Here is an 11,854-nt window from a genome sequence, read left to right as displayed (position 1 = left end):
CATTCCTCTGCTATGAACCTGCGCGGCAAGGTGGTTCTGGTCACCGGAGCCAGCCGGGGCATAGGCGCGGCGATCGCGACGGCGTTTGCCCGCGAAGGTGCGACGGTGGTCATCAACTACCTGAGCAACGATGCGGCGGCGCAGCAGACGGTGGCTGCCTGCCTGGAAGCAGGCGAAGCAGCGGGCGGCGATGCCTGGGCCGTCAAGGCCGATGTGGGGGATGCGCAAGCCGTGCAGAGCATGGTGGACAGCATTGCTCTCGATGCCGGCGGCGTGGACATCGTGGTCAACAACGCATTCAGACCCTATGCCTTCGATCCCGAGAGCCGGCAACGCTTTGATGATCTGGAATGGGGGCACTACCAGTCGCAGTTCGATGGTGCGGTCGGTGCCACTTTCAATGTCTGCCGTGCAGTGCTGCCGCTGATGCGCCAGCGTGCGCGGGGCAGCATCGTGAACATCGTGAGCAACCTGGTAGAGCACCCCGTCGTGGCCTATCACGACTACAGCACGGCCAAGTCGGCGCTGGTGGGATTCAGTCGCAATCTGGCCAGCGAGCTGGGGCCGCAGGGCATACGTGTCAACTGCGTGGCGCCGGGTCTGGTCTATCCGACCCAGGGCACGCAGGGCAGCAAGGAGTCGTTTCGCGAATCCTTGATGGCCGCCACACCGCTGCGCCGTCTGGCCAGGCCCGAAGATGTGGCTGGTCCGGTGCTGTTTCTGGCATCGGACCTCAGCAGCTTTATGACCGGACAGGTGTTGCTGGTCGATGGCGGCCTGGTGATGCGTTGATGTTTCAAGCGGCGCGCGGAAACACCACTTCCACGCGCAGGCCCGGGCGCAGCGGCGTGCTGGCCGTTTGCAGCGCAGGCCCCAGCGTGATGCGCGCCTGACTGGCGCGGGCCACTTCCTGCACGATGGCCAGGCCCAGCCCTGTGCCTGGCTGGTCGCTGCCGAGGCGGTAAAAGCGCTCAAACACCTTGTCATGGCTCTGGCGCGGAATGCCGGGGCCGTTGTCTTCCACATACAGGGTGATGCTGTCGGCTGTCGATTGCAGGCCCAGCGTGACTTGGCCATGTGCGGGCGTGTAGCGTATGGCGTTGTCCAGCAGGTTGTGGATCAGCTCGGGCAGCAGGCGGCTGCTGGTATGCAGTGCAAAGGTATGGGGCGGTGCACCGCCATCTTCCAGTCCCAGGTCCAGGCTTTTTTGCTCGGCCGCCGGGGCAAAGGTTTGCAGTGCCTGCAGACATAGCTCGCGCAGGTCCACGGTTTGCATTTGGGCGCTGCCCGCCTGCTCGGCCTGGGCCAGCGTCAGCAGCTGATTGGTGGTGCTGATGAGCTGCTGGTTGCTGCGCTGCAGGCGCTGCACCAGGGCGCTTTGCTGGGGCTGTTCGTCAGGCGATAGCTGCTGCAGTTGTTGCAAGGTATGGGCCTGTATGGCCAGCGGCGTGCGCAGCTGGTGGGCCGCATCGGAGATGAACTGGCGCTGGCGCGTGACCTGGTTGCGTATGGTGCGTGCAAACTGGTTGAGGGTTTCGGCCAGCGGGCGCAGTTCCTGGTGCAGCCGGGTCGAGTCCAGGTGAAAATCCATATCGCGTGCAGGCTGCACCTGGCGGCTCGACAGCTGGCGCGCCGTGCGCAGCAAGGGGCGCAACTCCAGCGTCAGCGCCGTGGCGCTGACCAGCACGGCCACGACCAGTGCCCACAGCAAATATTCCATGGTGGGCCACCACAGGGTCCGGACCATGTTGTCGCGGCTGTGGGTGGTTTTGCCGACGATGACGGTGATCTGGCGCGAGCCAGCCACGTCATACATGGCGCGGCGCGTGATGACGGCGCGCAGCTTCTGGCCCTGCCACTTCGTGTCATACCACTGGGCGGCATCGCCGCCCGTCAGTCGCAAAGTCGGGGGCTGCGGAAAATCGGGCTGGCCAGTCAGCAGTTGCCCCTGATCGTTGATGACGCTGAGAAACACCTGGTCATGCTCGGGCGACATGAACAGGCTCAATGCCGATGGCGGCACACTGGCATGAATATCGCCGTCTTCCCAGATCAGGCGGTCCGCCAGATTCTTGGCCGATGACAGCAGGTCGTGGTCCTGCACATAGTCGGCCGCGTCCTCGGCATGCTCATGCGCGGCATAGCCGCACAGGGCCACCAGCAGTGCCAGCGGCAGCAGCAACCACAGGGCCAGGCGGGCGCGCAGGCTGTAGAACATGGCGTGTCAGCCGGGGGGCGGCAGTTTTTGCTTGAGCAGATAGCCCACGCCGCGCAGCGTCATGATGGTGGCGTCGCTGGCTTCGAGCTTTTTGCGCAGGCGGTGCACATACAGCTCCAGCGCATCCTCGCTGGCCTCCTCATCCATGCCGTAGATGGCGTCAAGCAGCCGGGGTTTGGACACGGCACTGCCATGGGCCAGCATCAGCGCTTCGAGCACGCCGCGCTCGCGCGGGGGCAGGGCCAGCTCTGCCTCCTGCACGCTGAACTGACGTGTGCGCAGGTCCAGCAGCAGATTGCCGCAGCGCAAATGGTTTTCGCGCCCCGGATGCTGGCGGCGGGCAATGGCCTGCATGCGTGCCAGCAATTCGCGCATGTCCACGGGCTTGACCAGATAGTCATCGGCGCCGATTTCCAGACACAGCACTTTCTGGTCCATGGAGTCCGAGGCCGTGAGCACGATCACGGGCAGATCGCTGCCGCGCTCGCGCAGCCTGCGCAGCAGCGCCTTGCCGCTGAGGCCGGGCAGATTCAAGTCCAGCAGCAGCAGGTCATAGCGGGTCTGCCTGAGCCACTGATCGGCCGCGTCGCCGCTTTCCACCAGATCCGCCACAAAGCCTTGCTGGCGCAGCAGCTCGGTCAGGGACTGGCCCAGCTCGGTGTTGTCTTCAACCACAAGAATTCGCATGACATGCAGCGTAAACCTGCCCGGATACCCGTGACGTACGGGGAAAAACGACCCGGGTTTACACCTAAAAATTTTGCGGTGCAGCGAAAGCTGACCGAAAGCGCGCGATTTCTAGACTGTGTTCACTCAAGTCGCAAAGCCCGCCCAAAAGGCGATGCGCAGATGAAACCACTTCCAAGGAGACCGCCCATGTCCCGCCTGTCCAAATCCTCCCGCCGCAGTCTGCTGTCCACGGTATCCATCGCCGCTCTGGCGCTGTGCGCGGGCCTGCCAGCCGCCCATGCCGCCGATAGTGACAACATCACCATCATGGTGGGCGGCATCAACAAGATCATCTATCTGCCCGCCAAGCTGACCGAGGCGCTGGGCTACTTCAAGGACGAAGGTCTGAAGGTGGAGTTGCAGTCCCAGCCCGCGGGTGTGGATGCCGAAAACCAGCTGATTGCGGGCGCCGTGCAGGGCGTGGTGGGCTTTTATGACCACACCATCGACCTGCAGGCCAAGGGCAAGGAGATCGAAGCCATTGCCGTGTTCTGCAAGGTGCCAGGCGAGGTGGAACTGGTCTCTTCCAAGGCCGCAGCCGCGGGTTTCAAGACCATGGCCGATGCCAAGGGCAAGACTCTGGGCGTAACCGGTCTGGGCTCGTCCACCGAGTTCCTGACCCGCTATCTGGTGGACAAGCAGGGCATTGCCAGCAAGGACTATTCGCTGCTGCCCGTGGGCGCTGGCAACTCCTTTATCGCCGGCATGAAGCAGGATCGCATCCAGGCCGGCATGACCACCGACCCTACGGTGGCGCAAATGCTCAAGACCGGGGACGCCAAGGTGCTGGTCGATATGCGTACCGAAGCCGGCACGCAGGCCGCGCTGGGTGGCCTGTACCCCGCAGCCAGCCTGTATGTGCGCAATGAATGGGCAGCCTCGCACAAGCCGCAGGCCGCCAAGCTGGCCCACGCCTTTGGCAGGACCATGGCCTATATCAGCACCCATAGCGCCGAGCAGATTGCCGAGCTGATGCCTAAGGACTACTACGGCAGCGACAAGGCGCTGTATGTGGAAGCGCTCAAGGCCTCGCTGCCCATGTTTACCAAGGATGGCGCCATGCCCGCGGGCGGCCCCGAGACCGTGCTCAAGGTGCTCTCGGCCTACAAGCCCAATGTGAAGAGCGCGCACATCGATCTGGGCAAGACCTATAGCAACGCCTATCTGGCCAACAAGTAAGTCGCGAGCCAGAGGAGAAATTCATGTCCTATGCACAAACCATAGCGCCTGGCGCGCAGCAGTCCTCGGTTTTTCAGTCAATCGATGCTGAAAGCATTAATGTATCAGCGCAGCCAGCTATTGAATTTGACAAGGTTTCGCTGCGCTTTATCTCGGCAGACGGCACGGCCACGCTGGCGCTGCGCAACTTTTCCATGCAAGTGGCGCGGGGCGAATTCATCGCCATCGTCGGCCCCACGGGCAGCGGCAAATCCACCACGCTGAATCTGATCACCGGCCTGCTCAAGGCCACCGTGGGCCAGGTCAGGGTCATGGGCCAGCCCGTGGACAGGATTGATCCGCGCATAGGCTTTGTGTTCCAGGCCGATGCCGTCTTTCCCTGGAAGTCGGTGCGCGAGAACGTGGCCGCCGGCCCCGTCTTTCGCGGCATGCAGCGCGAGCAGGCGCTCAAGCTGGCCGACGAGTGGATTCTCCGCGTGGGCCTGGCCAACTTTGGCAATCACTATCCGCACCAGCTTTCGGGCGGCATGCGCAAGCGCGTGGCCCTGGCGCAGACCTTTATCAACCAGCCCGAGATCCTGCTGATGGACGAGCCGTTTTCGGCCCTGGACATGCAGACCCGCACGCTGATGCAGGACGAGCTGCTGCGCCTGTGGTCGGGCACGGGCGGATCGGTGGTGTTCGTGACCCACGATCTGGAGGAAGCCATTGCGCTGGCCGACCGGGTGTTTGTGCTCACGGCGCGCCCCGCCACGCTCAAGCGCGTCTACGACATCGACCTTCCGCGCCCGCGCATCATGAGCGAGGTGCGTTATGACCCGCAATTCATCGACCTGTCCAAGCGCATCTGGGATGACCTGCGCGAGGAAGTGAATATCTCGTAGCTCCCCCTGAGGCGCTTTGCCCGGGCGGCCCCGCGCCTTCCCCCTCTCTCGTTTCACGGGAGGGGGACGCAGCCCTCGCGGCGAGACGGCTCTTGCTCGGCTGCCCGTACTGGGGTGCGCCAGTTTTTGAGCTTATGTGCCATTTTGAGTTGGGTAAACGCCTCGGTTTTTATGCCCCGGTTATGTGGCTGGAGAACACCATGTCTGAAATCAGTTTGAATCGCGCGCCCGAGCAGTCGCTGGGCGCTTCGGCCGCCATGGCGGCGGCCAACCATACGCCTGCGGCCGTCAGCGATGCGGCGCTGGCGCAGGAGTCCATCGTCGCCCAGGCGGCCATCAAGCGCCGCCACACCATGATCATCGCGCTGCGCCTGATTGTGCTGGTGGCGGTGCTGGGCGGCTGGGAGCTGGCGGCGCGCCTGAAATGGATCGACCCGTTTTTCTATTCCATGCCTTCGATGATCTGGAACCAGATCGTGGAATGGCTGCGTGACGGCACTTCGCAAGGCCCGCTGTGGCAGCAGGTGCTGGTGACGCTGGAAGAGACGGTGATCGGCTTTCTGATCGGCGCGGTGGCTGGTGTGGTCTGCGGCATTGTGTTGGGTCGCAACAAGCTGCTGTCGGATGTGTTTTCCATCTATATCCAGATCGCCAACTCCATTCCGCGGGTGGTGCTGGGCTCCATTTTTGTGATTGCGCTGGGCCTGGGTATGGCGTCCAAGGTGGCGCTGGCCGTGGTGATGGTGTTTTTTGTGGTGTTTGCCAACGCCTTCCAGGGGGTGCGTGAAGCCGACAAGTACATGATTGCCAACGCCCAGATTCTGGGCGCCTCGCCGCGCCAGGTGACGATGTCGGTGGTGATTCCTTCGGCCATGTCCTGGATTCTGGCCAGCCTGCACGTGAGCTTCGGCTTTGCTCTGGTGGGCGCGGTGGTGGGCGAATTCCTGGGTGCCAAGGAAGGCATTGGCCTGCTGATCTCCACGGCCCAGGGCGCGTTCAATGCCAGCGGCGTATTTGCCGCCATGATTGTGCTGGCCGTGGTGGCACTGGCGGCGGACTTTCTGCTGGGGCAGGTGGAAAAGCGCCTGCTCAAATGGCGGCCTGCGGCCTTCTGAGCCGCTGCCCCGGTTCTACCTTCTGCCACTGCCCCGCTGCAGTGGCTTTTTCATGGATTGCTCATGAAAAAAGAGCGCATTGTGCGCTCTGGTATTGCGTCAGGTGCCGGTTTTATCCAGTTCCGGCTCGCGGTAAACCAGCACCTTGAGACTGCGCTCCTCATCCACATCGGCAAACTGCGGCGGGTTGACCACGCGCTGCACAAACTGCAGCGCGGGCGCGGCTTCGGTCATTTGCGCCTTGAGGAAGTCCGTACCCAGCTCGGGCGCGTTCAGACACAGCAGGGCGTGTCCGCCGGGTACCAGCAGATCGGACAGGCGGCGCATCAGGCGCGCGTAGTCCTTGGTGGCGATAAAGCTGCCCTTCTGGTAGCTGGGAGGGTCGACGATGATCAGGTCGTAAGGCCCGCCACGACCAATCTTGCCCCAGCTGCTGAAGATGTCGTGTGCCGCAAAGCTGGCACCGGCCTTCACGCCGTTGAGCTGGTGGTTCTGCTGGCCCGTGGCCAGCGCGCCCTTGCTCATGTCCATATTGAGCACCTGACCAGCGCCGGCCAGCTTGGCCGCGACCGAGAAAGCGCATGTATAGGCAAACAGATTGAGCACCTTCATGCGCGCGGGCTGAGGGTGGGCCGTCACGGTGCGGCGCACCCACTCACGGCCTGCGGCCATGTCCAGAAACAGTCCGTGGTTCTGGCCGCGTGCGATGTGAACCAGGTATTTCGCGCCGTTTTCCGTCACCACATGGGGTTCGGGAAGCTCGCCGGCCATGACGCGCGTCTCGGCCTTGCCACCCGGCTCGCGGCTTTGGAAAGCCCAGATCAGGGGCTGATCTGTCGGTGCAATCTGCTGCCAGCGCTGCTCCAGAGCCTGGCCGATGCGGCTCAACTGGGCTTCATCGACCGGCGCAAAGCTTGTCAGCAGCAGCACCGGAGGAAAGGCATCGAGCACGATCTGTTCGCAACCAGGAAAACGCCCGCCCCGGCCATGAAAGATGCGCTGGGCATCGGTGGGGAAGGGCATCTGGGCAATGGTGTCGAGCAGGGCTTGCATGAGAGAAGGCAGAACTGGCCCTGCAACTGGCTGCAGAGCACCGGGTCGTCGGCAATGAGAGGGCGTCAGTGTATGCAGTTCAAGGTGACTCAGCGCGGCCCTGTGCCAATTCATGGGCGGCTGGCACTTTTTTATTGCCGCCGGGCCGCCCCAAGGCAATAAGCAGCCCCCTTGGGGGGCAGCGGTCACACGAAGTGGGCAAGCGTGGGGGCTTTTTTAAGCTGCCGCGAATCAGTGCCTGGGCCTGCCCGGCAGCCAGCCCCGGACCCAGGTATCACTCGTATTGCGCGAACCAGAGCAGCCAGAGCTTGACGGCCTGCTGCTGATAGCTCCGCAGATGCGTTTGCAGTATCTGCCGCGTCCGGGATGGCATGAGCTCTTCGGGAAGCAATGGGTCGCGCAGTAAATGGGCGATGGCCGCGCGGCCCAGCAAGAGGGACTCGCGCACGGCACTGGCCAGGGGCAGGCTTTCCAGTCTTGCATGGCTGCCGAGAACGACGTCGATCCAGTGTTTGTGGGCGGACTCCAGTGAACGTGTGTTCCAGAGCGCGCGCGCATGGCTTTCGTGTGTGGCATCGAATTGATGAATTCGCATCAGGCCGCTGCCGGGGGCAATACCCATCGATTCCAGTTCCGCCTGAAGCTGGTCGAAAGAGATGTGCAGATTGTCCGGGCGTATATGCAGCTGGGCCCTCAGCGATGCAAAGCCGCGCAGGCCCAGAGCGCGTTGATGGCGGCGCCAGACCGACTTGTCCGCGCGTGACGTCTCTGCATCCTGAACGGCGAGCCAGTGGCCTTGCCAGGGCACTCGCAGCTCTTCGCGTCTGTGCCAGTGGTCCACGGTGTAGGCAAGGCGGGAGGGTTGAAGCCTTGCCTCATAGAGGCCGCGCTCAAGTCGCTCGATTTTTCCGCTGGAGATCAGGCGGCTCAAACTGACCCTCACCGCATTTTCCCCGATGCCAAACAGGGCTGCGGCTTGAATAAGAGCCTGGCCTGACAGCGGTGTGCCCCGTGTGACCAGCAGGTCCAGTATCAAATCTGTAGCAGAGGGGCGGCGTGGCAAAACATTACAGGCTTTGTCCATGATGGAGAAATATTGAAAGCATCAATAGCATGGCTGTCAACCCGATGAAGGAGGAAAGGCATGCAGTTTGTGCAGTTTGAAGTCGATGGTCCGGTGTGCCGCATCATCATGAGTCGTCCCGACAAGCGCAATGCGGTTCACCGGCCCATGGCCGAGGAGTTGCGCGATGCTTTTCAGCGTTTTGAGCGTGATGACAGTCTGCGCGTGGCCGTGTTGGCCGGATCTGGCGGGCATTTCTGTGCGGGCGCTGACCTGGCGGCGGTGGCAGATCCGCAGTTACGCAATGAGCTGGATCTGGACGGCGGCGGCTGTGGCCCCATGGGGCCGAGCCGGCTGGCGCTGAGCAAACCGGTGATTGCTGCCATCAGCGGTTATGCCGTGGCTGGCGGCCTGGAACTGGCCCTGTTGGCCGACTTGCGTGTGGCGGAGGAGTCTGCAGTGTTTGGCGTGTTCTGCCGCCGCTGGGGCGTGCCTTTGATCGATGGCGGTACGGTGCGTCTGCCGCGCATTGTGGGCATGGGCCGGGCGCTGGACATGATTCTCACCGGCCGGCCCGTGCATGCCGACGAAGCCTTGTCCATGGGGCTGGCCAATCGCGTCGTGCCGCAAGGGCAGGCGCTGACCCAGGCGCTGGAGCTGGCGCGGCAACTGGCCGAATTTCCGCAGCAGTGCATGAATGTCGACCGGGCCTCGGCCTATGCCCAGTGGGATATGAGTCTGGCCGAGGCCTTGCGCCACGAAGGCCGTGAAGGTGTGGCAATGGTGGCTGCCGAAGGCGTGCATGGCGCGGCGCGCTTTGCCAAAGGTGCAGGGCGGCACGGCCAGTTCTAAGTCGGTCGATTCAAAAAATGGGAGATGACCATGAGCAATGAGCAGTACGGCGGCATGCATGCACGCCAGCCCACCTATCTTGAGCTGATCCGTCGCGGTGCGCGTCAGCATGGCGAGCGCGTGGCGATTGTGTTTGGTGAGCAAAGCCTGAGCTTTGCCGAGGTGGACAGGCTGAGCAGTCAGCTCGCCCATGCCATGCATGCCCAGGGAGTCCGGCAGAACGATCGCGTGGCGCTGCTGATCAACAACGGCCTGCTCAGCGTGCCGATGGACTTTGCCTGCGTCAAGGCGGGCCTCAACCGTGTGCCCTTGAATGCGCGGCTGTCATTGCCCGAGCATGTGAAGATGCTGCAGGAGACGGCCTGCGCGCGGCTGGTGTTTGGCCAGGGGCTGGAGCAGCGGGCCGCAGAGCTGCGGGCGGCCATGCCAGAGCTATCCATCCTGGGGCTTGGCACGGCGATGCCGGAAGCGCAGGATCTTTGCGCGCTGGCGCAGGCGCAGCCCGGTCACGGCCCGGACATTGAGGTCCAGCCCGACGATATCGTGCTGACCTTGTTCACCTCCGGCACCACGGGCACGCTCAAGGCCGCGCAGCACACCCAGGCCTCGTTTGCAGGCATCTGCCGCAATGTGTTGCTCAACCTGCTGCCTGCGACGGCGGACGATGCCATGCTGCATGCGGCTTCCATGATTCATGCCAGCGGCGTGTTTGTCCTGCCTTTCTGGTTGCGCGGGGGGCGTACCGTCATTCTTTCGGGGTTCGAGCCGGGGCAGTTCCTGGCCACGCTGCAGGCACAGCGGGTGACGGCCATCAATATGGTGCCCACCATGCTGCAAATGCTGCTGGAGCACCCGGAATTTGCAAAGGTCGACATCTCGGCGCTCAAATACGTGATCTACGGCGCATCGCCCATGCCGCGCAGCGTGCTGCAAAAAGCCATGGAGCAGTGGGGACAGCACCGCTTCTAGCAATACTACGGGCAGACCGAAGTGCCTTTGTGCCTGGCCGTGCTCAGGCCCGAAGACCATACGCCGGAGCTTATGGGGTCGGCCTGCGGGCAGCCTTGTGTGGATGTGGAGCTGCGCCTGCTTGATGAGCAGGGTAGAGAGGTCCCGGCAGGCGAGACAGGGGAGATCACGGTCAGGGCGCCGTCTGCCGTGCGCGGCTACTACAACGCGTCCTCGCTCAATGCGGAAACCTTCACGCACGACGGCTGGGTGCGCACGCGCGATATGGGCATGCTGGATGCGCAGGGCTTTCTGCACCTCAAGGACCGCAAGTCCGACATGATCATCACGGGCGGCTACAACGTCTATCCGCTGGAAGTGGAGAACGCCTTGTTGACTCACCCGGCCGTACGCGAGTGCGTGGTGGTGGGCCTGCCGCACGAAAAGTGGGTGGAGGTCGTGACGGCCGCCGTGGTGCTGCGAGACGGCGCGCAGGCTGCCGAGCAGGAGCTGGTTGCCCATGTGGCCGCACAGCTGGCTTCGTACAAAAAACCGCAGCGTGTGCTGTTTGTGAAGGAAATTGCCAAGACGGCGGTGGGCAAGCTCAACCGCCGCCTCATGCGCGAGAAGCTGAAGGCTCAGTAAGCCGTGCGCCGCACATCGAAAAAGCAGCTTTCCGTGCCGCCTATGCCTTGCAGGCCGGCTTCGGCGGCGGCGCGTGCGGCCTTCATCCAGCGCCCGAAAGTGAGCTTGGCTTCTTCGGTGATTTCCTCGGGCGGGGTGTCTTCCAGGCCTTGAACAATGCCCAGGGCATGACTGACCTCTTCTTCGCCGCCAAGTTGGCGGGCCAGCACGCGGGCATAACGGGCCTCGGCCTGCAGGCGCTTGTCTTCGGGCAGCTCGGGGTAGTCGCAGAGGGAGACGGTGAAAATGGCTTCTTGCATGTCCGTGGTTCACAGTGTTGAGACTGGTTGAATGTACAGTAAACAACTGTTATTTAATACAGTTGAAGCAAAATTTTTTGCATGGCCTTTTCATGCGCTGTGAATACACTGCGGCCATGAATCTCGCTGCCGTTTTGCCTTTCCCCGGGTTCGCCCTGTTTGCCACCCGCATCGGTGTCTGTGGTCTGGCATGGAATGCACAGGCCGTGACCGCCGTGCAACTGCCTGAAAGCACACCGGGCGAGACGCGGGAACGCATGCTGCTGGGACTGCGCAAGCGCCATCAGTTGCAGCCCGAGCGGGGCGCTGCGGCCTATATCCCGGTGGCCGCCATGCAGGAGCTGCCGGCCCTGGCGTTGCAGGCCATGGCGGGTGTGCAGTGCTTGCTGGCCGGAACCCGGCCTGGCTTGAATGAGGACTGGACCAGACTGTCGGCAGAGTTGGCGGCGGCTGGTGTGCTCGGTGATATGCGCCACGCCTGCAAGCCTGAGAGCTCCGATGCAGCGGGGGCACTGCCGTCGCTGCAGCAGATTCCTCTCGACGAGTTTGGCGTGCCGCCATTTCATTCGCGTGTCTATGCCTTCACCCGAGCACTCGGGCCCGGGCAGACCTGTACCTATGGCGATGTTGCTTCGGCGCTGGGCGAGCCGGGCGCGGCGCGGGCGGTAGGGCAGGCGCTGGGGGCCAACCCGTTTGCGCCCATTGTTCCCTGCCATCGGGTGCTGGCTGCGGGGCGTGCTGCCGGCGGCTTTTCGGGGGGACAGGGCGCGATCACCAAGCTGCAGATGCTGGAGATCGAAGGCGGGGCCTGGGGCGGCACGCTGTCACTGTTCGCCGACTAGAGCGCCCGCCGGTGCTGCAACCTGCGG

General features: G+C 63.3%; 12 protein-coding genes and 1 pseudogene. 8 read left to right on the top strand and 5 right to left on the bottom strand.

Features of this window, described 5'->3' with window-relative positions; all coding sequences use genetic code 11:
* Positions 1-12 precede the first annotated feature (12 nt).
* A complete protein-coding gene (locus QMY55_RS14250) occupies positions 13-792 on the top strand; it encodes an SDR family oxidoreductase (RefSeq protein ID WP_412767166.1) in 780 nt (259 codons plus the stop codon).
* A 4-nt stretch (positions 793-796) separates the two neighbouring features.
* Here QMY55_RS14250 and QMY55_RS14245 read toward each other — a convergent pair whose 3' ends face one another.
* Positions 797-2,218, bottom strand: coding sequence for a sensor histidine kinase (locus QMY55_RS14245; RefSeq protein ID WP_283484850.1), 1,422 nt, complete (start codon positions 2,216-2,218; stop codon positions 797-799).
* A gap of 6 nt (positions 2,219-2,224) precedes the next feature.
* Complete coding sequence (locus QMY55_RS14240; protein ID WP_283484849.1) at positions 2,225-2,905, bottom strand: response regulator transcription factor; 681 nt, start codon at positions 2,903-2,905, stop codon at positions 2,225-2,227.
* A gap of 189 nt (positions 2,906-3,094) precedes the next feature.
* On the opposite strand from QMY55_RS14240, the gene QMY55_RS14235 reads away from it, so the two are divergent.
* From QMY55_RS14235 to QMY55_RS14225, 3 genes are all read left to right on the top strand, one after another.
* The gene (locus QMY55_RS14235; protein ID WP_283484848.1) at positions 3,095-4,126 is read left to right on the top strand and encodes an ABC transporter substrate-binding protein; all 1,032 of its coding nucleotides are present in this window, start codon (positions 3,095-3,097) and stop codon (positions 4,124-4,126) included.
* A 23-nt stretch (positions 4,127-4,149) separates the two neighbouring features.
* Complete coding sequence (locus tag QMY55_RS14230; protein ID WP_283484847.1) at positions 4,150-5,010, top strand: ABC transporter ATP-binding protein; 861 nt, start codon at positions 4,150-4,152, stop codon at positions 5,008-5,010.
* Between the two features lie 257 nt (positions 5,011-5,267).
* Positions 5,268-6,125, top strand: coding sequence for an ABC transporter permease (locus QMY55_RS14225; RefSeq protein ID WP_283488967.1), 858 nt, complete (start codon positions 5,268-5,270; stop codon positions 6,123-6,125).
* Positions 6,126-6,224: 99 nt separating this feature from the next.
* Here QMY55_RS14225 and QMY55_RS14220 read toward each other — a convergent pair whose 3' ends face one another.
* Positions 6,225-7,178 (bottom strand): class I SAM-dependent methyltransferase, encoded by a 954-nt coding sequence (locus QMY55_RS14220; protein WP_283484846.1) that lies wholly within the window; start codon positions 7,176-7,178, stop codon positions 6,225-6,227.
* A gap of 274 nt (positions 7,179-7,452) precedes the next feature.
* A complete protein-coding gene (locus tag QMY55_RS14215) occupies positions 7,453-8,262 on the bottom strand; it encodes a type IV toxin-antitoxin system AbiEi family antitoxin domain-containing protein (RefSeq protein ID WP_283484845.1) in 810 nt (269 codons plus the stop codon).
* 60 nt (positions 8,263-8,322) lie between these two features.
* Between QMY55_RS14215 and QMY55_RS14210 the strand changes: the two genes are divergently transcribed.
* The 3 genes and pseudogenes from QMY55_RS14210 (at position 8,323) to QMY55_RS14200 (ending at position 10,686) form a co-directional block, all read left to right on the top strand.
* On the top strand, positions 8,323-9,093 hold the full coding sequence (locus QMY55_RS14210; RefSeq protein ID WP_283484844.1) for a crotonase/enoyl-CoA hydratase family protein: 771 nt from the start codon (positions 8,323-8,325) through the stop codon (positions 9,091-9,093).
* Between the two features lie 24 nt (positions 9,094-9,117).
* Positions 9,118-10,254 (top strand): annotated as a pseudogene (locus QMY55_RS14205) (AMP-binding protein); the annotation flags it as partial.
* 72 nt (positions 10,255-10,326) lie between these two features.
* Positions 10,327-10,686, top strand: a complete 360-nt coding sequence (locus tag QMY55_RS14200; protein ID WP_328517798.1) for a class I adenylate-forming enzyme family protein — start codon at positions 10,327-10,329, stop codon at positions 10,684-10,686.
* Here QMY55_RS14200 and QMY55_RS14195 read toward each other — a convergent pair.
* The gene (locus QMY55_RS14195; protein WP_283484843.1) at positions 10,680-10,985 is read right to left on the bottom strand and encodes a hypothetical protein; all 306 of its coding nucleotides are present in this window, start codon (positions 10,983-10,985) and stop codon (positions 10,680-10,682) included. The genes QMY55_RS14200 and QMY55_RS14195 overlap by 7 nt on opposite strands.
* A gap of 116 nt (positions 10,986-11,101) precedes the next feature.
* Here QMY55_RS14195 and QMY55_RS14190 point away from each other — a divergent pair, with 116 nt between their 5' ends.
* A complete protein-coding gene (locus QMY55_RS14190) occupies positions 11,102-11,827 on the top strand; it encodes a methylated-DNA--[protein]-cysteine S-methyltransferase (RefSeq protein ID WP_283484842.1) in 726 nt (241 codons plus the stop codon).
* Positions 11,828-11,854 lie beyond the last annotated feature (27 nt).

Source organism: Comamonas resistens (assembly GCF_030064165.1).
In the GTDB taxonomy this organism is placed as follows: Bacteria; Pseudomonadota; Gammaproteobacteria; order Burkholderiales; family Burkholderiaceae_C; genus Comamonas; species Comamonas resistens.
The sequence above is the reverse complement of the archived record's forward strand: the minus strand, read 5'-3'. Positions and strand labels throughout refer to the sequence as shown.

What these genes read in the sequence shown, in the direction of transcription:
- QMY55_RS14250 (WP_412767166.1), top strand. Translation starts at nt 13, where the DNA reads ATGAACCTGCGCGGCAAGGTGGTTCTGGTCACCGGAGCCAGCCGGGGC.
- QMY55_RS14245 (WP_283484850.1), bottom strand. Translation starts at nt 2,218, where the DNA reads ATGTTCTACAGCCTGCGCGCCCGCCTGGCCCTGTGGTTGCTGCTGCCG.
- QMY55_RS14240 (WP_283484849.1), bottom strand. Translation starts at nt 2,905, where the DNA reads ATGCGAATTCTTGTGGTTGAAGACAACACCGAGCTGGGCCAGTCCCTG.
- QMY55_RS14235 (WP_283484848.1), top strand. Translation starts at nt 3,095, where the DNA reads ATGTCCCGCCTGTCCAAATCCTCCCGCCGCAGTCTGCTGTCCACGGTA.
- QMY55_RS14230 (WP_283484847.1), top strand. Translation starts at nt 4,150, where the DNA reads ATGTCCTATGCACAAACCATAGCGCCTGGCGCGCAGCAGTCCTCGGTT.
- QMY55_RS14225 (WP_283488967.1), top strand. Translation starts at nt 5,268, where the DNA reads ATGGCGGCGGCCAACCATACGCCTGCGGCCGTCAGCGATGCGGCGCTG.
- QMY55_RS14220 (WP_283484846.1), bottom strand. Translation starts at nt 7,178, where the DNA reads ATGCAAGCCCTGCTCGACACCATTGCCCAGATGCCCTTCCCCACCGAT.
- QMY55_RS14215 (WP_283484845.1), bottom strand. Translation starts at nt 8,262, where the DNA reads ATGGACAAAGCCTGTAATGTTTTGCCACGCCGCCCCTCTGCTACAGAT.
- QMY55_RS14210 (WP_283484844.1), top strand. Translation starts at nt 8,323, where the DNA reads ATGCAGTTTGTGCAGTTTGAAGTCGATGGTCCGGTGTGCCGCATCATC.
- QMY55_RS14200 (WP_328517798.1), top strand. Translation starts at nt 10,327, where the DNA reads ATGGGCATGCTGGATGCGCAGGGCTTTCTGCACCTCAAGGACCGCAAG.
- QMY55_RS14195 (WP_283484843.1), bottom strand. Translation starts at nt 10,985, where the DNA reads ATGCAAGAAGCCATTTTCACCGTCTCCCTCTGCGACTACCCCGAGCTG.
- QMY55_RS14190 (WP_283484842.1), top strand. Translation starts at nt 11,102, where the DNA reads ATGAATCTCGCTGCCGTTTTGCCTTTCCCCGGGTTCGCCCTGTTTGCC.